The following is a 19,117-nucleotide window of genomic DNA, read 5'->3' on the forward strand; positions in this document are numbered from 1 at the left end:
AAAAGGAGCTACCCTATGAAAATTAACGAGCGCTTTGTTGGTAACAAAGCGCTGTTCCAAGGTGATCGTTCGTTGCTGCTGCGTCGAATTCCCCTTAATGCCAAAATAACTAAAGCACAGGCAAGCATTATACCCATTGATCGCTCAGGAAGAATTGGCCCGTCTGAAGACTATGTGGTTTTTGAAGCATCCTCAGCAACAGGTACAAATGGCGAAACGATCATCAGAGTAATGGGTTCATCCGTCATCCCTATCACGCCTAGCTGGATAGAAATTGATTTCCATCGAAAAGTGACACTTTTGCGGATGATAGGAACAGACTTGGGTGGCGCAACCTTACAAGTGGATATTGGCGGAGGCACCTTTATAGAAGTCAACGCTAATGGAGCATTTAAGACGCCGGGGGATGACAGTTTTACATTGCCTGTCGGTTCAGTGTCATTTCTACCTAGCCTCACTGTGCAAAAAATCAGAGTGACAAAAGCAAACGGAACAGCAATAGATGTCACTCAAGTATTGGTAAGAAATACTGCCACTAATGTGACTTTGAGAATTGCCGAATCTGCGCCCTTTTTTGTGCAACCGGGCGACTTAGTTAATGAACAATCCAGTATTGATTTCAGCAAAATGTTAGAGGCTAGTTTAGCCACGGCTAAGCAAGAAAGTGGTTTTTACTTAGTATCCCTAAACCTAAGTACTAGCACGCTTGCTCGCGTAGAGCTGAATCTCGAAATTGACACGGTTAACCAGCAAAGTGCACTACCTGACAAACTTGCTTCGGTAAAACTACCCTATACCTTTAATGCGGTAAGTGAGTCTGCGAACAAGAGTTTAGATCTAGCTATTCCAGTTGGAGCGCGTTTAGTCAGCGCTGATACCCGCGCTAAAATAGAAGGCCGCTTTACCAACTCAACGGTTGTTCAGGGTAGCTTGGATCAAATAAATGAGAGTGCTATACCCATAGTTATTAACACGGCGCTAACGCAAGCTCAGGCATTTAGCCTGATGGATAATACCGATACCCCCGACATTGCAATCGATGCCTTTGATTTATTGCTAACCAGTGTTAGCCCAGTCGCAAAGTTGCACCTCGACTTAAGAGCCGATTTAGACGGCAAACCTGACTCTGTTTCATTACTCTCAAAAGCGATAGAACTTAGTATTAATACCGATACGTCCCCCTCGCCCACTTGGGCTAATGTGGTACTTTCACAACCGATTAAACTGGCTAAAGTACGCGCTGAAAGCGCCAAACCAGCTCGCTATTGGTTAATGCTGCAAAGTATTGAAGGTGAAGCACAGTGGAGTCTCGCAGATTCAGCAGAAGATCCCTTAGCATTATTACAACAATCTACTGATGGCGGCCTGTCGTGGCGAGAGAATGTACAAACCGAAATCTCCAATCAAGCTTACGCAGAGTTTCGCCTGAGGCAAAAAACAGCAACCTTCAAGATCCCGCTAGAAGTAAAAGTAGGTAAAGGCGAACAAGCCACTAGGTTAAAATTGAACAAATTTGAACCCTTAGGCCGAGTTGACTTTGAATTGGACAGCCAAGAGTTGACTGAAACAGTTAATCATTTTCTTAATGCCGTTGAGCAACAAAGATGCCCTGAAGGTGAACAACTGCTTAATTATGATTTCCAACTTGAATTGAATATGCCAACATTTACCTTGCTCGGGTGGCAGCAGATTGGTCCAGGGTTGGCACCCTCTGGCTCTCCTCTTGACGCTATTATCATCAGTAGTGACATAGAGACTGGCGGTATTTCACAAACCGCAGCGGCAGTAGCCGGATGTCATTACGAGCTCAGTGCCGAGGTTAATGTTGATGGCGAAGACGCTAGAATTGACATTATCTGGCGTGGCGACAGCTGCAACCTTGTCAAAACAGAGGAATTAACCTTACCCAATGGCATTTATCAGTCAGATGATAGAAAAACACCAGTTTACCGGCTACGCACACAAGCACCTGAAGGGGTTGAGCAAGTTGAAATTAGGTTAGTGGTGCCTAATTCCAGTAGTGTTTTAGTGGATAGAATCTCGTTAATTGCCACACCTCAATCATTGCTAAATGCAGATTTATTGGAAAGGCATGACGATGAGCTAATTGGTTGGCATCTTACCCCTGCAGATGCACAACCTGGAAAGATGTTTGTTGCCAATATTAGTAATGGACAGCGATTTTTGAGCAACATAAGTGATTTTTTACAGCCGGTATTTTTAGCTCAAAAGGCTGAAGTACAAGCAGGGAAAAATTTCGACTTTGAGTTCATCGGAAGTGCCACACTTGATGATGCCAGTGCAACAATGCCGCCAGAAATACATCTAAGTTTTTTAAGGGATACTGGTGAAACTATCTTTAAGCATAACCCGCTCATCATTAACCCTGACAGTGCTGAAACCCATGTGTTAAGAGGTACCATTCCGGACACCGCAAGCCACGCAGAAATACAATTTTTGTTACCCCAAAGCACAACATTAACAGTCAAAAACACTTCACTAGTCACCCAAACACTGCAAGATATTCCCATTACTTTTTTGTCCCAAGCACCAGGAGATTTGACTGTCACCGACTTAACAATAGGATTTGAAGAACAACCTGCTGCGCCACCCGCTTTACCGACGCTAGGTTTTTGTGATGCGACACCCGCTTCCCAATTGCCCAGTGACGAATGTTGTGACAAAAACAGCAGCTGTTTTTGCAATAAATGCCAACAAGAAACCACCTTAGATCAAACCACAGCGGTATTGTTACCAGACGATCGCCCTGCAACAATAGGACTTTGCCATAAATGCCGGCTACCATTATTAACCAATACAGGGCGACTTGTATATGAGGCAACATCTATCCCCATAAGAAGAATCAACCGCTCTAATATTGCTCAGACCGACACCAATATCGCACTCACAGATATTGCTTATATTGGCGAAGTAAGAGCTCTGAGATTGCAAGAAAATGGCCTAACCCGCATCAACCAATTAGCCACTGCCAGAATAGAATACTTAGTGGAAATTCTTGATGTAAATGAAGATTTAGCTGAAAGTTTTGTTATTCAAGCTAAAAAACTTTTGATTGAGACACAATTAAAAACCGCAAGCGTTTTAGTACATACACGCACAACTTAAACCATTGTCATTTACTGATTAAAAATCATACGCAAATACCTTTATTCACAGCCAATCTGTGACATGCCAGTTAATTTAGCCTGCTAATGTTACCGGCTTTTAATTACCTTCTAAATATTATAACGTCATACACTTGTTCTCTTTAAAGAAAAGTATGATGAAAACGATTGGCTTAATTGGTGGCATGAGTTGGGAGTCTACGGCTAGTTATTATCAATTAATTAACCAGGGCATTAAACAACAGTTAGGCGGTTTACATTCTGCAAAACTTGTAATGGTCAGCGTAGACTTCGCAGAAATAGAAGCGTTGCAACATCAAGGTGATTGGCAAAAAACGGCAGACATTTTAAGTGACGCCGCGACATCCCTTGAAGCGGCAGGAGCTGATTTCTTTCTGATTTGTACAAACACTATGCATTTGGTGGCATCCCAAGTCGCCGATGCTGTCAATATCCCCTTATTACACATTGCCGATGCTACAGGTGCACAACTTGTAACAGACAAAAGGACCACAATCGGCCTGATCGGCACCAAATTCACTATGCAACACAGCTTTTACAAAAATAGATTAATCGATAAATTTTCCATTGATGTGTTGCTTCCCACAGACATCGAACAAGACATTATTCATCGCGTTATCTACGAAGAATTATGCTTGGGGATAGTGGACCAAAAATCCCAGGCTCAATATTTGCAAATCATTCAAAACTTAACCCACAGAGGCGCTCAAGGGATCATTCTAGGCTGCACTGAGATAGGTTTATTACTGAATAAAAACGACACTGCAACCAAGCTTTATGACACCACGATCATCCACGCACAGTCCGCAGTCGAAGAATCATTAAAATAATTTTATATATATTTCAGTTAGTTAAATATTTTTAAAAAATAAATATTCATATTAACATTGAAAAAAGCATTGCCAACTACATATATATCTTGTCGACGCCGAAAGGGTTGATACAGAAACACAGGATATGTTTCTGACGTGTTAACTACATATAGATAGCATAACCCATACTGGGTTTGGTGACAGGGAATCCATACCAAAAACGCCGCCGATTTATCGGGGCAACTTAAATTTTATATTGCTTACTTTTAAAGGATATACACAATGCGTAACATCGATCTATCTCCACTTTACCGTTCATTTATTGGTTTTGACCACTTAGCATCAATGATTGACACGGCTTCAAAAAATGAAAAACAAACTACCTACCCTCCATATAATATTGAATTGTTAGCTGAGGATAAATACCGTATTACCATGGCCGTTGCCGGATTTGCTAAAGATGAAGTTAGCATAGAAGTGCAAGAAAACACCTTACAGGTAATAGGTATTAAAGCAGCAAAAGAAGGTAATGATTCTTCCTCAAAAGAAGAACGTAAGTTCCTACACAAAGGCATATCAGAGCGAAGCTTTGAACGTAAATTCCAATTAGGAGACCACGTTAAAGTATTATCTGCTGACTTAGAAAATGGTTTATTACATGTTGATTTAGAGCGTGTAGTACCTGAGTCGAAAAAGCCAAGAAAAATAGAGATTGGCAGTAAGCTTATTGAAAATAACGAATAAGCGTTAAACACACCTCCCTGTTTTATGTGTAAAAATAACGGCGCCTAGTGAGCGCCGTTTTTTATATTTAATAGTATCGCCCATAAAATATTACTTAGCGGTATAAAATCAATATATTCATCACTGACAACGTTATCAATGATGCAAAAGTCAGCAACATTCCCGATACTCTCTGCCAACTTGGACCCGAGTGACGGCGTAATCCAAAAGCGTGTATGAAACGCCCAGATAACAACGCAGTGCCCGCCAGATGTAAAATGATAGGGTTACTTATATTTACCTCGGCAACAAAAAGCAAGATAAGCACGATAGGCGTATATTCGCTAAAGTTACCATGGGCACGTATCACCTGTTGAAAATGATGATCGCCCCCGTCCCCCAGTAATATTTTTTTATTAAGTCGGCCTTTAACAACCAAAACTGAAAAATAAAAAAACAAAATTCCCAACAAGCCCGCATAAAAAGCAGTAATTGGAGTATGCATAAAACCTTTCCCTAAAAATGATAAAAGCCCACAAAAAAGCCCACTAAAAGCGGGCTTCAATCAAACTAAAATCAAGTATCACTAACTTAATAGTTTCTCTAATTGACTACCAACGATTTGAACAGCTTGAGTACCGTCAATCTTATGATACGCACAATCACCTGATGCTGCTAATTGAGTGTAATAACTAACTAGCGGCTTAGTTTGCTCGTGATAAATTCCAAGACGTTTACGCACTGTCTGTTCTTGATCATCTGGACGGATAGTCAATTCTTCTCCCGTCTCATCATCCTTTCCTTCAACCTTAGGCGGGTTGTAGCGTAAGTGATAAACACGACCAGAACCAGGGTGTACTCTACGACCGCTCATTCGCTCAACTATGATTTCGTCACCCACATCAAACTCAATAACATGATCGATTTTGATACCTGCATCTTGCATTGCGTCAGCTTGAGGAATAGTGCGAGGAAAGCCATCAAGTAAAAAACCTTTGGCACAATCAGCTTGGCTAATACGTTCTTTCACCAAACCAATAATCAATTCGTCAGAAACCAGTTTGCCCTCATCCATTACGCGTTTTGCAGTCAAACCAAGCTCAGTGCCGGCTTTAATGGCTGCACGTAACATGTCTCCGGTAGATATTTGAGGTATACCGAACTTGCCCATTAAAAATTGGGCTTGTGTACCCTTACCTGCCCCAGGAGCGCCAAGAAGAATAATGCGCATACTGTGTCCTCTGAATAAAAGTTTAGTTAAAAAGTAAAGCCGCAACTTTACACACTCAACTTTGATGTTACAAGAATATTAAGGCTTTAAATATAAGACATAGGTCGTATTAAGCAAACTTTTAAGCTGTTTAAACAAAAACGGGCCCGTAAGCCCGTTTTTGTTATATTAACTTAAGCCTTAATGGGACTATTTGGCTAAGCTTACTAGTAGCTTGTTTAAGTTTTGCACAAAGCTAGCAGGGTCTTTCAAACTTCCCTGTTCTGACAATGCAGCCTGATCAAAAAGAACATCTGTCCATTGAGAAAACTGCTCTTCATCTTGCACTTCAGCTAATAACTTAACTAATTGATGTTCAGGATTCATTTCAAAATGATACTGTGCTTCAGGTACAGGTTGTCCTGCAGACTGCATCAATTTAATCATTTGGGTTGTCATACCTTGTTCATCTGCAACGATACAAGCAGGGGAGTCTGTTAAGCGGTGCGTGAATTTAACATCTTTCACTTTATCACCTAATGCCGCTTTAACTCGTTCAGCTAAACCCTCGACCTGCTTTTCTGCTTCTTCTAAGGCCTTTTTACTGTCTTCGTCTTCTAAATCACCTAAATCTAACGCACCATGGGTGACAGATTGGAAGGATTTTTCATCGAATTCAGTTAAATGCGACATTAACCACTCGTCTACGCGATCAGCCATTAACAACACTTCGATACCTTTCTTACGGAAGATTTCTAAGTGCGGGCTAGATTTAGCCGCTTTATAGTTGTCTGCAGTGATGTAGTAAATTTTATCTTGTTTTTCTTGCATGCGACCAATGTAGTCAGCAAGAGAAACCGTTTGTGCTTCAGAATCTGTATCCGTTGAAGCAAAACGCATTAACCCAGCAATTTTATCTTTATTAGCAAAATCTTCAGCAGGGCCTTCTTTTAAGGCATTACCAAATTCAGCCCAAAATGCCTGATACTTTTCGGCATCATTTTTGGCAATTTTTTCAAGCATCTGCAATACACGTTTAGTGCAACCTTGACGCATCGCCTGAGTGACTTTGTTGTCTTGTAATATTTCACGAGATACGTTTAATGGTAAATCGTTAGAATCCAGCAAACCTTTCACAAAACGAAGATATGCTGGCAACATTTGCTCAGCGTCATCCATGATGAATACGCGTTGTACATAAAGCTTAAGTCCGTGTTTGTGATCACGGTTCCACATGTCAAAAGGCGCTTTGCTTGGAATATATAACAAGCTGGTGTATTCAGTTTTACCTTCAACCTTATTATGTGACCAAGTCAATGGATCACTAAAGTCATGGGATATGTGTTTATAGAATTCTTTGTATTCGTCTTCACTCACATCAGACTTATCACGGGTCCAAAGTGCTGTCGCTTTGTTCACTGCTTCCCAAAATCCCGGAACTGCTGGGATCTTAGTATCATCAGGACCATCACGCTCAGGCTCTTCTTCCTTAAACATTTTCACTGGAATACTAATATGATCAGAATATTTACTCACGATTGAGCGTAAACGCCAATCATCTAAAAATTCTTTTTCTTCTTCTTTTAGATGAAGAGTGATCTCTGTACCGCGTTCCGCTTTTTCAATATCGGTGATAGTAAACTCACCTTCACCGGCTGATTCCCATTGCACACCTTGTGCCTTGTCGTCGCCCGCAGCACGCGTGCGCACTGTGACGTTATCAGCAACGATAAATGAGGAATAGAAACCGACACCGAATTGACCAATAAGCTGTGAATCTTTGGCATCGTCCCCAGACAATTTACCAAAAAACTCTTTGGTACCAGACTTAGCGATCGTACCTAAATGTTCAATCACATCGACTTTATTCATACCAATGCCGTTATCGACAATGGTAATGGTACCGGCGTCTTTATCGATGCTGAGCTTAACGTGTAAATCACCATCACCCTCGTAAAGACTGTCGTTAGACAAGGCTTTAAAGCGTAATTTATCTGCAGCATCAGCTGCGTTGGAAACTAGTTCACGTAAAAATATTTCTTTGTTTGAGTAAAGCGAATGGATCATCAATTGAAGTAATTGTTTTACTTCGGTTTGAAATCCATGAGTTTCTTGATGGGCTGATTCAGCCATGGACAAGTATCTCCTAAGTTGTGGTTACTAAAATGATGATTTGTAAATGAGGTCGGTTAGTTAGTTTTCAAGGATAACTTCACAATTTGTTTTTATTTGGCCGCGAAACAGGCATCGCTGATGTTGCTTGAATAAACAAGTTCAGCCATTGCGCTCACAGAAAATGTATTGTTGAGGGTTTGTTGCAGCAGATTCACCTGCCAAGCAAGGGTTAAATGAATATGGATGATTTAGACAGCGGTATTCGTCTTTGGCATATTGGCATAGCATACCCACCTCTGTCTTAAACGTTGATAGAGTATTTTAAAAAAATCGGAAAATAATGCTGTCACCTGAAAGTGTAGGCAAACACTAGTGAATTCAGTGAATATGAAAAGTTTGATTGAGGGTATTGAGACACAGAATCTGTTAAAGGCTCAGTCAGACATCCTTGTTGCAAAGTCATTGAGCAACTTACAATAGGGGAAAGGTCATGGCAGGCCAAAACCACTAGATGATGACTTACCTAAGTCCTTTACTCGCAGACACCTAAATGTCTCTGCGCCCAGCGAAAGCATGAGTCAAAGTATTTCCATCGATATATTCTAACTCACCGCCAACAGGCACTCCATGAGCAATACGGCTAGCTTTGATATCTTGGGACTTACACATCTGTGCGATGTAATGTGCAGTAGCTTCGCCTTCTACAGTAGGATTGGTTGCCAAAATCACTTCTTTAATATCGTCGTTTTCAAATATCTTGGATAGCTGCTCTAAACCAATGTCCGCTGGACCAATACCATCTATTGGCGATAAGTGCCCCATCAATACAAAGTAGCGGCCTTTATACTCCAGAGTTTGCTCGACAGCCAGCATATCTTGAGGAGATTCCACAATACATAATGTTTGGTTTTCTTGACGTTTAGGGTTTGCACAAATTTCACAGAACTTATTTTCACAGAAGGTTCGGCATTGCTCACAATGTTTGACGTGTTCCATGGCATTGTGCAACACATGACTTAACTGCAGCGCCCCTTGACGATTTCGCTCTAAAAGATGAAACGCCATACGTTGAGCACTCTTGGGACCTACACCAGGTAGTATCTTAAAGGCATCAATCAATTCTTTAATTAAAGGGCTAAACTGCATCCATCACCTACGGTTTTTGTTTTGCTTATCGAAACATCATGCAGCTACTGGCTTAAAAAGGCATCTTAAAACCTGGAGGCAAAGGCATTCCGCCGGTCACATCAGCCATTTTTTCTTTAGTCGTTTCTTGTACACGTCTCACACCATCATTAAAAGCTGCCGCGACCAAATCTTCGATCATTTCTTTATCATCTTCCATCAGGCTTGAGTCGATATCCACGCGACGTACTGCATGACTGCATGTCATAGTGACTTTAACCATACCCGCACCAGACTCACCGGTGACTTCTGTTTTGGCTAACTCTTCTTGATTTTTTTGCATGCGCTCTTGCATTTGTTGCGCCTGCTTCATCATGTTCCCCATTCCACCTTTCATCATAACCTGTCTCTCTTTCTCTATAATCAATATTTAATTTTGGCCGTCTATCTAGCTTGGATACTTTGTTCATCTACCTTGGCAGCAAACTGTTGTTGTAACAATTGAATGCCGGGATCACCTTTCACCACTTCCCGAGCATATTCATTACGCACTTGATTCACTTTTAGTTGCAAGGCATAAGGAGTGTTAATGGGTTTCCCTAGCTCAATTTCAAGATCAATAGGCCCATTAAGTGCGAAACAAAGCGCGTCTTTAAGCTGTTGCTGCGCGGTATCTGAAATAAGATGTGCTTTAGTCTCTAAAAGTGTCAATTTAACAGTGTTACCCTGTTGATTAAAAGCAGAGTGTAAAGCCAATTGTTTCGTCAATGCAGTCACTTGCATATCTTCAATTAACTTACTCCATGCATCAATTTGTAACGCTTTTAGGACTTTTTGTTTGTTAGGCAAAAAAGCAGTTACCTCTAAGGTAACGTCCCCAACATTTTCTTCATCTAAATGCGCATAAGAGTCAAAATACTCAGCTTCCTGTAATGTTTTTTCTGCTGAGAAGGGGCTGACCGCGGTTGTTAGCAAAGTAGTAACCACGGGGGTTTCGGTTGGTGAAGCGGGAGACTCGTTTTCAACCGGCCATGGCGGTATATTATCGATGACATGATCTGCGCTAGAAGACGTGAGTTGTGGTTCAGAAATGGGATCTGATGGTGGCTGTATATCCTGACTTGGCTTTTTATCATTAGCCACATCAGATTTATTTTCAGCTTCTTGGTTTTGCTTACGGATCGCAGCTAAATTGAATGGCGCTGAACTTTCAGACTTTTTTACCTGTTCAGCCCCTTCCCCCTCTTCACGTTGGCTTTGTTTTAGCTTATTACGAAGTGCTATTAATTCAGCGGTAGAGGTATTTGGTTTTGTATCCGTTTGCTGATGAGATGACTCCTGAGTAGGCTGTGTATGCATTGCATGATCTTCATAACCCGATGGCTTATGCTCACTATCAAACCCAGGATACTGCTGTTCTTCCAACGAAACAGGTTGGTATTGATCATAATCTATTGGCTGATGACCAAAATTTTCTGCCTGCGCCATAATATCTTGTTGCTGAGCAAATAATTCAACGTCTGAGAGTGTTGCTTGATCATTCTGAGGTTGTCTACTTTGATCTTGTTTTGGTTCAGGTGAAAGTTCGGGTGAATGCTCTTGTGAATGTTCAGATGAAGGCTCAGCACTGAACTCTTGATGAAGCACAGGACTATTTTCAGCTATCACTTCAACCGGACCGTTTTGGAGAGCCAAACCCTCAACAATAGGTTCTTGTAAAGGTTCGCTTTGATTTATCAGATCATTAGCGTTATGTGTTATGGGATCGGTAGATAAGGATCCTAATGTGACATTGTCTGTTGCTTGACTAGTGGGTTGTTGTAAAACCACTTCAACATCTGGCGTTAAAGCGACAATATCTAGTGCATCTAGTTTTACATTATTCGGACAAAAAGCCAGCATACGCAACAATGTCATTTCTAGACCGGTTCTGGCATCAGCTGCATGGGGTAAGTCTTTTTTACCTGTCAGGGCAATTTGATAGAGCAATTGAATTTGTTCAGCAGGTACAGATTGGGCCAGTTGAAAAATAGCTCTGGCAGAAATAGTTTCTAACTTACAAGCGTCGGGCACAAACTGTGTTAAGGCAATTTGATGGAACAGACTCATGATTTCAGCCAATACCAATCCATAGTCGGGTGCTTGATTAGCCATAAATTCGACTTGCTGCATAACTTTTTCGCTATCTTTTTGAACCACAGAATGAACCAGTTTTAGTACTTGGTTTTTATCCATTAGTCCCAGCATATCGGTGACTATTTGTATCCCTACTACGCCATTACCTTGAGCGATGGCTTGATCTGTCAAACTTAACGCATCACGCATACTACCTTGGGCAGCTCTAGCTAATTGGTTGAGCGCTTCTTTATCAAACTCAATGCCTTCTTCGCCAAGTACAAAATCTAATTGCTGGCTTATTTGTGAACGAGACAAGGCTTTAAGATTAAATTGCAAACAACGGGATAAAATCGTAACAGGTAGTTTTTGCGGATCAGTGGTAGCCAATAAAAACTTGACATGAGGTGGTGGCTCTTCAAGGGTTTTCAACAAAGCATTAAAGCTATGCTTTGATAACATGTGCACTTCATCAATCAAATAGACTTTGTAGCGACCACGGCTGGGTTTGTACTGGACGTTGTCAAGCAACTCGCGGGTATCTTCTACCTTGGTCCGCGATGCAGCATCGATTTCAAGTAAATCAATAAAGTTGCCATTCTCGATTTCTTTACAGGTACTGCATTGACCACAAGGTTTGGCACTTAACCCTTGTTCACAATTTAAACTTTTTGAAAAAATTCGAGCAATAGTGGTTTTACCCACACCTCGGGTGCCGGTGAACAAATAAGCATGGTGCAGCCTATTGTTATCAAGAGCATTGGAAATAGCGGTGACAACATGTTCTTGCCCTACTAATTCGCCAAAACGATTAGGTCGCCATTTTCTTGCTAAAACTTGATAACTCATCTTACTTAGTTACTCGCCATCGAATTCACAAATAGAAAAACTAGTGACACCACAATCGGTGAGTTTTTGAACGCCACCGAGTTCCGGTAAAGAAATAACAAAACCTGCGTGTTCAACTACACCACCTAAGCGTCTGAGCAAATTAGCCGTGGCGATCATGGTGCCGCCAGTTGCTAACAAATCATCCAACATCAATATTTTTTCGCCGGGCTTCACTGCATCTCTATGGATCTCTAAACAGTCAGTACCGTATTCAAGTTCATAACTTTCGCTAATCACTTCCCGAGGCAGTTTATTTGGCTTACGCACAGGAATAAATCCTATACCTAACTCTATGGCTAAAGGTGCGCCAAACAGAAATCCACGGGCTTCGGTACCCGCTACTTTATCAAAACCCATTGGCGCATAATGCTTCAATAATATTTCGATAGTGGCTGAATAGGCTTTGTGATCTTCTAAAACTGAGGTCACATCACGAAACATGATCCCAGGTTTGGGGTAATTAGGAACGGTTTTAATAACCGATTTTATATATTCGGCGGGCACGAATTTCCCCGTAATTTAGTAATAAGATAAGTAGAGTAGTTACGGATATTAAAGGTAAAAAACGAACCAACCCACTATGACATGCATTAATGGCAAAGCTAGCAGTACAACTAAGGCGGCAATCAAATAGCCCCAATTAAATGGGTCGTGGGGACTGTTATCATCTTGCATTACTGCACTCCAAACTTTAAGGGTATGCACCCTTATTTATCAACTACAATTAAGGCGCAGATGTTAATCCAAAGTTTCATAAATTGATAGTCCTAAAAAGCTAGACCAGTGATGTCTAGACTCAAGATCATGGCGCTACATGGCGACGGTGAGTGCATAAGACACCATGATATTAGTGCGCTAAGTACGAAGTGTGTTAACGATTAGGGCGAATAAGTGAAGCCGACAAACACTTAGGTTCAAAGGTTATAGAGCTATTTGTCTGCAGGAACTAATATTTGTTGTTGCAACAACAGCTGAAGTACTTGTTGAAGTGATTCAGTGATTTGTTGAACCTCAAGTTGCGGCATGGCTTCAATCATAGTTTTAGTGAGCGAATCAGTGGTTGCCACGCCTTGTTGCGTAATGATATTTAACAAGTGTGCAGATACCGCATTAACTAGAGTGAAATTCACCTCGTCTGTGGTATCTCGATAAATCACTAGATACACCACCTCATTAGCCTGTGTGGGTTGAAAATCAGCACTTATTTGATGAACCGGATATTGGTAACTCACCAAGCTAGCTAAGTCTGACATTTGAACTTGGGTTATCTGTGAATGTCCATCCCATGCTTTAGCTATTTGACTCGATTGACGCACACTAACATCTAACTCTAGCCATTCGTAATGGGCTAATTCGCCCATAAAGACTGGATCGAACTCGTCTAATTCGTATTCACTGCTTAAATATTCTACAAATTCTTTGCTGATATCAATGAAGTAAGGAGAACGACATTCATGTTCAATAAAAAATTTTCGTGCTAGGGCTTGCCATTGTTGTTCAGAATACAAACTTTCCAAGACGGGGAATCCTGAGCTAAGAAAACCCAAAATATTGTTAAAAAATAACTCTTGATAGATTTTTAAACGTCTGTCTTCGATATCACCAGCAAACGGATTAGCTTGAGGGTTTTTTATATGCTGAATAAAATCATGCTGGATAACTTGGAAAGACTTCATTAGGCTCTAAATTGTTTAGGTTGTTGGGAAGACACTTGCTGCTGAATTGTTCTAATTTTTTCCATTTCCACTAACAATTCATTAATGGGCGGAATATTAAAATCTCTTTCTAACAAAGTCGGAAACACACCATGAATTTCATAGGCCTTTTTAAGTAATTGCCAAACAGGTTCAATCACATCTGCACCGTGAGTATCAATTTTTAAATCATCCGCTTCGTCATAGTGCCCTGCGATATGTCCATAAACAATTTTACCGCTGGGCATAGCGGCCAAAAAAGCCTCGGGATCGTAACCATGATTAATGGAATTAACGTAAATATTATTCACATCCAGCAACATCAAACAACCTGACTCATTAAGCACCGACAATGTAAATTCTTGTTCGCTCATATCTTGTCCAGGTGCGGCATAATAAGACACGTTTTCTAACAACAATGGCCGCTCGATAATATCTTGTACTTGTTTAACCCGCTCGACTACATGTTTGACTGCTTCTTCGGTAAATGGAATAGGCATCAAATCATACATGTGGCCTTGACCCGAACAGTAACTTAAATGTTCACTGTAATACAAAATTTGATGTCTATCTAAAAACGTTTTAACGCTTTTTACAAATTTGATATCAAGGGGTTCAGGGCTGCCGATAGACAAAGACAAACCGTGACTAACAAAGTTACCGACAGAGGTAAATTGGTTGAGGTTTTTCTGATACTTTCCCCCAAGAGGGATCCAGTTTTCGGGCGCAACTTCCCAAAAATCCACAGAAGTAGGAATATCAGGTAATAGCTCATCGAGCATTTCTCGCCGTAAACCTAAGCCTACCCCTGAAAGATGTTTATTCGTCATTAGATTGGTCACCCTGAACTTTTTCTAAGAAAAAGGCCGACATGAGCCGGCCTTTATCATTTAGCTAAATCTTAATCAGTTATTAAGCTTGGCCACCGCATTTGCCTTCTTTCATGGTTTTGGCTGCTTTTTCGGCTTTATCACCGCCGCATTTGCCTTCACCACATTTGCCTTCTTTCATGGTTTTGGTTGCTTTTTCGGCTTTATCACCGCCGCATTTGCCTTCACCACATTTGCCTTCTTTCATGGTTTTGGCTGCTTTTTCGGCTTTATCACCGCCGCATTTGCCTTCACCACATTTGCCTTCTTTCATGGTTTTGGCTGCTTTTTCGGCTTTATCACCGCCGCATTTGCCTTCACCACATTTGCCTTCTTTCATGGTTTTGGCTGCTTTTTCGGCTTTATCACCGCCACATTTGCCTTCTTCCATGGTTTTAGCCGCTTTTCCGGCTTTATCACCGCCGCATTTGCCTTCTTCGGCACTGAGCATATAGCCAGATTCTAAAGAATGAACGCTAAACGGGTTAGTGTTAGCTTGAACACTAATAGAAGTAAGTGAGCCGATAACAACTGCACCAAGTGCAGTGGCGATTGCTGTTTTTTTAATTTGTTGCATATTAGATTTCCTTTAAAATTATTAGTCTATCAAAAAACGATTATTAAACATTGTAGTCAGGTTTCAGTACATTAGACCTAAGAGCATTAATTATTATTTCAGTTTTTTCCCAAACAAATATCTTTTCGATGAACCACTGTTTTTTCAGATGAATGACCTATTTAAAGTAAAGGGCGCTTTTTTGTATCAAACCGCCTCTTCATTTTCTTCACCGGTACGTATGCGAATAACCCGCTCTACATCAGATACAAATATTTTCCCATCACCTATTTTTCCAGTTTGTGCGGTGTTCATAATAACTTCAATGCAACGCTCCAGTTGTTCATTTGCAACTATCAATTCGATTTTAACTTTAGGTAAAAAATCAACGTTATACTCAGCACCACGATATAATTCTGTATGACCTTTTTGCCGACCAAAACCTTTTACCTCGGTGACAGTCATGCCACTTATACCCACTTCTGACAATGCCTCGCGAACATCATCTAATTTAAACGGTTTAATTATCGCTTCAATTTTTTTCATTTTATGTCTCAATTAGTCTGGCTTATTAATTTAAAAAATCACTGGTCATATATGGTTGGAATGGGGACGCGTTTATGTTGCGTTTTTTCAAAGATAGCGACCAGTTTTTCAGCAATATTGTCTGCTACTACTTTACCCTCTAAAAAATCATCAATTTGGTCATAACTCATTCCGAGAGCCTGTTCATCAGATTTTTGTGGGGCTAACGTTTCTAAATCGGCTGTTGGCGCTTTATAGATAATATTTTGCGGCGCACCTAAAAATTCAGCAACCTGTCTTACTTGGCGTTTATTTAGACCAAATAGAGGAGCAAGATCGCATGCGCCATCCCCATACTTGGTATAAAAACCTGTAATATTTTCTGCTGAATGGTCTGTCCCCAAAACTAACCCGTCTAGTAAACCGGCGACTTGATATTGCGTCACCATGCGGGTACGTGCTTTAACATTACCTTTGACAAAATCGCACTTACTTTCACTACCAGTAAGCAACCCAACAGCATCAAGCGCTAAACGTGTTTGTTGATCAATCGCATCTGCACCTGGTTGGACATTCACTGCAATATGTTGACTTGGCTGAATAAAATCTATTGAGGCTTGGGCGTCAGCCTCATCTGCTTGCACATTGTATGGCAATCTGACAGCAATAAACTGATAGTGTTTTTGATATTCTTGGTTTAGTTGGTTTACGGCAAGTTGAGATAATTTTCCCAAAGTACAAGAATCGACTCCCCCACTTATACCTAAAACTAAAACTGTCATCCCGCTACTAATAAGCTGAGATTTAATAAAATTGACGCGACGCTCAACTTCATAATGAACATCGATTTTAGGTAAAACCCGCATTTGTTCTATCACAGTACTCGTTTGCATTTTTCACCTCAATAATGTCATGCCAATCAAAAAACTCAGCTAGGCTGGTGTTTCCGCCATTATGACTCTCTAGCGTTTATAACTGGAAAGGTAACTTCAGTTTAATATTATCAACATGTGTATGTTAATCCTAACCTTTGATAACTATTTCATACCCTAACATCTCAAAAATAGTTTATCTTGGTACAACAAACATTGGAGTGAATAACATGAAACAGCAAAAAGGTGTCACACTGGTTGAGTTAATGATCACTGTTTCCATTATTGCAATAATCCTGACATTTGTCGGCCCAAGTATTCAAAGCATATTAATAAAAAATCGGGTTGTCGCAGAAATTAACGAAACAAGTTCGTTGATCCAGTATGCCAGACACCATGCAATAGATGAACAAGCACAAGTCGTGGTATGCCCGTCTGCAGATTACTCTATCTGCTCAACAGACTGGAATGATCCCAAAATAGTTTTTATTGATGAAGACGATAACGCTATTCGAGGTGACTCAGAAGAATTACTAGTCACTATAGGTGCCACCTCTTCGACTAGTTTGATGACCAACACAACCGATATCATTAAGTTTACCGGAACAGGTGAAGCCAATGAAACCACTGAAATTTTACTTTGTCATAAAGATGGAGAAGCAGAATATGCTCGCTCTTTGTCTGTTACCTTGCAAGGAAGGGTTAAAATGAGTAACGACAGTGACAGAAATGGCATAAACGAAAATGCTTCAGGTACCGAACTGTCTTGTTAAGCGTCATAGCTAACTTAATTGATAATCCTAGATTCAGATTATGTGTAGCTAATGACTCATGACAACTTAATCCCTCTTCTAGTCCACATCAAGTCCACTCAGCGACATCAATAACCTAGAATGCTCTGCATCAAAGCAAATAAGCTAAATCGAAACTAAAGAACCTATAAAAAACTGCCTTCTTGTCATATTCTGTTCCTATTATTGGCCTACTATGGTCAGATCCTTCACTAATAGACATCAACAACTATTACTCAAAACTAAAAAAGGGATGAATATGCGGTTACTACACACCATGCTGCGGGTCAGCAACCTTCAAAACTCAATTGATTTTTACACCAAGCTTATGGGTATGAAACTGCTAAAACAAAGTGAAAACAAAGAGTACCAATATACTTTGGTCTTTATTGGATATGGTGAAGAGTCCGATACAACTGTGTTGGAGCTAACCTATAACTGGGGCAAAGAACACTACAATATGGGTGATGCCTTTGGTCATATCGCTATCGGAGTCGATGATATCTATGCCATATGTGAATTTATTGAGCAACAAGGTGCAGATGTATACCGTAAGCCGGGTCCAGTAAAAGGCGGCAAATCAGTGATCGCTTTTGTGCGTGATCCCGATGGTTATGCTATCGAATTAATTGAACGTAAATAAAGTGAATATTATGAAATTATATCTATTAGGGCTACTCATGCTCGCCTTTACCGGCCAAGTGATTGCCGCTCAATCTTTAGTCATTGCACACCGAGGAGCCCCAGGTTACTTACCGGAACATACCCTTGAGTCTGTGACTTTAGCCTACGCATTAGGCGCTGACTTTATTGAACAAGATTTGGTAGTAACCAAAGATTCAAAATTAATAGTGTTACATGATATTCACCTTGAAACAGTGACGAATGTAGAGCAAACATTTCCCAGCAGAAAGCGTGAAGATGGACGTTATTATGCTTTGGACTTTACTTTGGCAGAATTGAAAACACTTAACGTCCATGAGCGTCAAGATGCAAACGGCAAACAAGTGTTTCCTAATCGCTATCAGGGCAAGGGCACGTTTCACATTGTCACTTTTGAAGAACAAATTGAATTGATCCAACAACTTAATCGGCAGTTCAATAAAACTACCGGCTTCTATCCAGAAGTAAAATCCCCTGCTTGGCATAAGCAGCAAGGTGTGGATATAAGCCAACTGGTAATGGCCGTTTTACGAAAGCATGAGCTAGACGATGAGGATAAAGCAATTTATGTGCAGTGTTTTGACTTTGCTGAAACTCAGCGGTTACGCAATGATTTAGGCGCGAAAGTAAAACTAATACAACTCATTGGCGAAAATGATTGGCAAGAGTCACCTACCGATTATGACTTTTTAAAGACACCAGCGGGATTAAAAGCAATAGCTAAAGTCGCTCAAGGGATCGGCCCATGGATACCTCAACTCGTCGATCTAAAAACCATGCAGCCTACAGGATTTGTTGAACAGGCACATATTGCTGGCTTAAAAGTGCATCCTTATACTTTTCGCAAAGACGCATTACCAGAAAATATCAATACACAACAAACACTACAACTATTGTTTAAGGATTTAAAAGTGGATGGTTTGTTCACCGATTTTACCGATACTGTGGTGACTTATCTTGCGGAATAATTGACCTTTGCTGGAGGCTGTTGTTGAAAATAGCAACACGCC

19 protein-coding genes are annotated in these 19,117 nt (G+C 40.6%); 6 read left to right on the plus strand and 13 right to left on the minus strand.

Translation table 11 applies throughout. The features are described from left to right. Nucleotides 1-15: 15 nt before the first annotated feature. From CXF95_RS02705 to CXF95_RS02715, 3 genes are all read left to right on the plus strand, one after another. The gene (locus CXF95_RS02705; protein WP_101197277.1) at nucleotides 16-3,126 is read left to right on the plus strand and encodes a hypothetical protein; all 3,111 of its coding nucleotides are present in this window, start codon (nucleotides 16-18) and stop codon (nucleotides 3,124-3,126) included. 157 nt (nucleotides 3,127-3,283) lie between these two features. After that, the gene (locus CXF95_RS02710) at nucleotides 3,284-3,976 is read left to right on the plus strand and encodes an aspartate/glutamate racemase family protein (protein ID WP_101197278.1); all 693 of its coding nucleotides are present in this window, start codon (nucleotides 3,284-3,286) and stop codon (nucleotides 3,974-3,976) included. 264 nt (nucleotides 3,977-4,240) lie between these two features. Beyond that, complete coding sequence (locus tag CXF95_RS02715) at nucleotides 4,241-4,702, plus strand: Hsp20 family protein (RefSeq protein WP_101197279.1); 462 nt, start codon at nucleotides 4,241-4,243, stop codon at nucleotides 4,700-4,702. A gap of 94 nt (nucleotides 4,703-4,796) precedes the next feature. Here the strand turns inward: CXF95_RS02715 and CXF95_RS02720 are convergent, their stop codons facing one another. From CXF95_RS02720 to nadE, 13 genes are all read right to left on the minus strand, one after another. Then, nucleotides 4,797-5,186 carry an MAPEG family protein gene (locus CXF95_RS02720; protein ID WP_101197280.1) on the minus strand — a complete coding sequence of 130 codons (390 nt, stop codon included), beginning with the start codon at nucleotides 5,184-5,186 and terminating at the stop codon, nucleotides 4,797-4,799. Nucleotides 5,187-5,267: 81 nt separating this feature from the next. Continuing rightward, on the minus strand, nucleotides 5,268-5,912 hold the full coding sequence (gene adk, locus CXF95_RS02725) for an adenylate kinase (RefSeq protein WP_101197281.1): 645 nt from the start codon (nucleotides 5,910-5,912) through the stop codon (nucleotides 5,268-5,270). A 189-nt stretch (nucleotides 5,913-6,101) separates the two neighbouring features. Further along, on the minus strand, nucleotides 6,102-8,024 hold the full coding sequence (htpG, locus tag CXF95_RS02730) for a molecular chaperone HtpG (protein ID WP_101197282.1): 1,923 nt from the start codon (nucleotides 8,022-8,024) through the stop codon (nucleotides 6,102-6,104). 528 nt (nucleotides 8,025-8,552) lie between these two features. Then, the gene (gene recR, locus CXF95_RS02735) at nucleotides 8,553-9,152 is read right to left on the minus strand and encodes a recombination mediator RecR (RefSeq protein WP_101197283.1); all 600 of its coding nucleotides are present in this window, start codon (nucleotides 9,150-9,152) and stop codon (nucleotides 8,553-8,555) included. Between the two features lie 52 nt (nucleotides 9,153-9,204). Further along, nucleotides 9,205-9,531, minus strand: coding sequence for a YbaB/EbfC family nucleoid-associated protein (locus tag CXF95_RS02740; protein WP_101197284.1), 327 nt, complete (start codon nucleotides 9,529-9,531; stop codon nucleotides 9,205-9,207). Between the two features lie 44 nt (nucleotides 9,532-9,575). Then, the gene (gene dnaX, locus CXF95_RS02745; protein WP_101197285.1) at nucleotides 9,576-12,095 is read right to left on the minus strand and encodes a DNA polymerase III subunit gamma/tau; all 2,520 of its coding nucleotides are present in this window, start codon (nucleotides 12,093-12,095) and stop codon (nucleotides 9,576-9,578) included. Nucleotides 12,096-12,104: 9 nt separating this feature from the next. Beyond that, nucleotides 12,105-12,641, minus strand: coding sequence for an adenine phosphoribosyltransferase (gene apt, locus CXF95_RS02750; RefSeq protein WP_101197286.1), 537 nt, complete (start codon nucleotides 12,639-12,641; stop codon nucleotides 12,105-12,107). Between the two features lie 48 nt (nucleotides 12,642-12,689). Continuing rightward, entirely contained in the window at nucleotides 12,690-12,812 is a 123-nt protein-coding gene (locus tag CXF95_RS31070; RefSeq protein WP_255418878.1) for a hypothetical protein, read from the minus strand. 254 nt (nucleotides 12,813-13,066) lie between these two features. Further along, nucleotides 13,067-13,813 carry a DUF2063 domain-containing protein gene (locus CXF95_RS02755; protein ID WP_101197287.1) on the minus strand — a complete coding sequence of 249 codons (747 nt, stop codon included), beginning with the start codon at nucleotides 13,811-13,813 and terminating at the stop codon, nucleotides 13,067-13,069. Beyond that, nucleotides 13,813-14,661 carry a DUF692 domain-containing protein gene (locus CXF95_RS02760; protein WP_101197288.1) on the minus strand — a complete coding sequence of 283 codons (849 nt, stop codon included), beginning with the start codon at nucleotides 14,659-14,661 and terminating at the stop codon, nucleotides 13,813-13,815. The genes CXF95_RS02755 and CXF95_RS02760 overlap by 1 nt, the downstream gene beginning before the upstream one ends. An 82-nt stretch (nucleotides 14,662-14,743) precedes the next feature. Further along, nucleotides 14,744-15,277 (minus strand): hypothetical protein, encoded by a 534-nt coding sequence (locus tag CXF95_RS02765; protein ID WP_101197289.1) that lies wholly within the window; start codon nucleotides 15,275-15,277, stop codon nucleotides 14,744-14,746. Nucleotides 15,278-15,463: 186 nt separating this feature from the next. Further along, nucleotides 15,464-15,802 carry a nitrogen regulatory protein P-II gene (gene glnB / locus CXF95_RS02770; RefSeq protein ID WP_101197290.1) on the minus strand — a complete coding sequence of 113 codons (339 nt, stop codon included), beginning with the start codon at nucleotides 15,800-15,802 and terminating at the stop codon, nucleotides 15,464-15,466. A gap of 38 nt (nucleotides 15,803-15,840) precedes the next feature. Continuing rightward, the gene (gene nadE, locus CXF95_RS02775) at nucleotides 15,841-16,674 is read right to left on the minus strand and encodes an ammonia-dependent NAD(+) synthetase (RefSeq protein ID WP_101197291.1); all 834 of its coding nucleotides are present in this window, start codon (nucleotides 16,672-16,674) and stop codon (nucleotides 15,841-15,843) included. A 209-nt stretch (nucleotides 16,675-16,883) separates the two neighbouring features. Here nadE and CXF95_RS02780 point away from each other — a divergent pair, with 209 nt between their 5' ends. The 3 genes from CXF95_RS02780 (at nucleotide 16,884) to glpQ (ending at nucleotide 19,075) form a co-directional block, all read left to right on the plus strand. Then, entirely contained in the window at nucleotides 16,884-17,426 is a 543-nt protein-coding gene (locus tag CXF95_RS02780; protein WP_101197292.1) for a GspH/FimT family pseudopilin, read from the plus strand. A gap of 277 nt (nucleotides 17,427-17,703) precedes the next feature. Further along, nucleotides 17,704-18,087, plus strand: a complete 384-nt coding sequence (gene gloA, locus CXF95_RS02785; RefSeq protein WP_232787608.1) for a lactoylglutathione lyase — start codon at nucleotides 17,704-17,706, stop codon at nucleotides 18,085-18,087. Nucleotides 18,088-18,097: 10 nt separating this feature from the next. Next, nucleotides 18,098-19,075 (plus strand): glycerophosphodiester phosphodiesterase, encoded by a 978-nt coding sequence (gene glpQ / locus CXF95_RS02790; RefSeq protein WP_101197293.1) that lies wholly within the window; start codon nucleotides 18,098-18,100, stop codon nucleotides 19,073-19,075. Nucleotides 19,076-19,117 lie beyond the last annotated feature (42 nt).

The organism is Paraglaciecola sp. MB-3u-78 (assembly GCF_002835935.1).
Classification (GTDB): Bacteria; Pseudomonadota; Gammaproteobacteria; order Enterobacterales; family Alteromonadaceae; genus Paraglaciecola.

Bases quoted from the DNA above. Each gene is read 5' to 3' on its own strand.
- glpQ (WP_101197293.1), top strand. From the start codon at position 18,098: ATGAAATTATATCTATTAGGGCTACTCATGCTCGCCTTTACCGGCCAA.
- adk (WP_101197281.1), bottom strand. From the start codon at position 5,912: ATGCGCATTATTCTTCTTGGCGCTCCTGGGGCAGGTAAGGGTACACAA.
- CXF95_RS02710 (WP_101197278.1), top strand. From the start codon at position 3,284: ATGAAAACGATTGGCTTAATTGGTGGCATGAGTTGGGAGTCTACGGCT.
- CXF95_RS02740 (WP_101197284.1), bottom strand. From the start codon at position 9,531: ATGATGAAAGGTGGAATGGGGAACATGATGAAGCAGGCGCAACAAATG.
- CXF95_RS02705 (WP_101197277.1), top strand. From the start codon at position 16: ATGAAAATTAACGAGCGCTTTGTTGGTAACAAAGCGCTGTTCCAAGGT.
- gloA (WP_232787608.1), top strand. From the start codon at position 17,704: ATGCGGTTACTACACACCATGCTGCGGGTCAGCAACCTTCAAAACTCA.
- dnaX (WP_101197285.1), bottom strand. From the start codon at position 12,095: ATGAGTTATCAAGTTTTAGCAAGAAAATGGCGACCTAATCGTTTTGGC.
- CXF95_RS31070 (WP_255418878.1), bottom strand. From the start codon at position 12,812: ATGCAAGATGATAACAGTCCCCACGACCCATTTAATTGGGGCTATTTG.
- htpG (WP_101197282.1), bottom strand. From the start codon at position 8,024: ATGGCTGAATCAGCCCATCAAGAAACTCATGGATTTCAAACCGAAGTA.
- CXF95_RS02755 (WP_101197287.1), bottom strand. From the start codon at position 13,813: ATGAAGTCTTTCCAAGTTATCCAGCATGATTTTATTCAGCATATAAAA.
- CXF95_RS02780 (WP_101197292.1), top strand. From the start codon at position 16,884: ATGAAACAGCAAAAAGGTGTCACACTGGTTGAGTTAATGATCACTGTT.
- glnB (WP_101197290.1), bottom strand. From the start codon at position 15,802: ATGAAAAAAATTGAAGCGATAATTAAACCGTTTAAATTAGATGATGTT.
- CXF95_RS02715 (WP_101197279.1), top strand. From the start codon at position 4,241: ATGCGTAACATCGATCTATCTCCACTTTACCGTTCATTTATTGGTTTT.
- CXF95_RS02720 (WP_101197280.1), bottom strand. From the start codon at position 5,186: ATGCATACTCCAATTACTGCTTTTTATGCGGGCTTGTTGGGAATTTTG.
- nadE (WP_101197291.1), bottom strand. From the start codon at position 16,674: ATGCAAACGAGTACTGTGATAGAACAAATGCGGGTTTTACCTAAAATC.
- recR (WP_101197283.1), bottom strand. From the start codon at position 9,152: ATGCAGTTTAGCCCTTTAATTAAAGAATTGATTGATGCCTTTAAGATA.
- CXF95_RS02760 (WP_101197288.1), bottom strand. From the start codon at position 14,661: ATGACGAATAAACATCTTTCAGGGGTAGGCTTAGGTTTACGGCGAGAA.
- CXF95_RS02765 (WP_101197289.1), bottom strand. From the start codon at position 15,277: ATGCAACAAATTAAAAAAACAGCAATCGCCACTGCACTTGGTGCAGTT.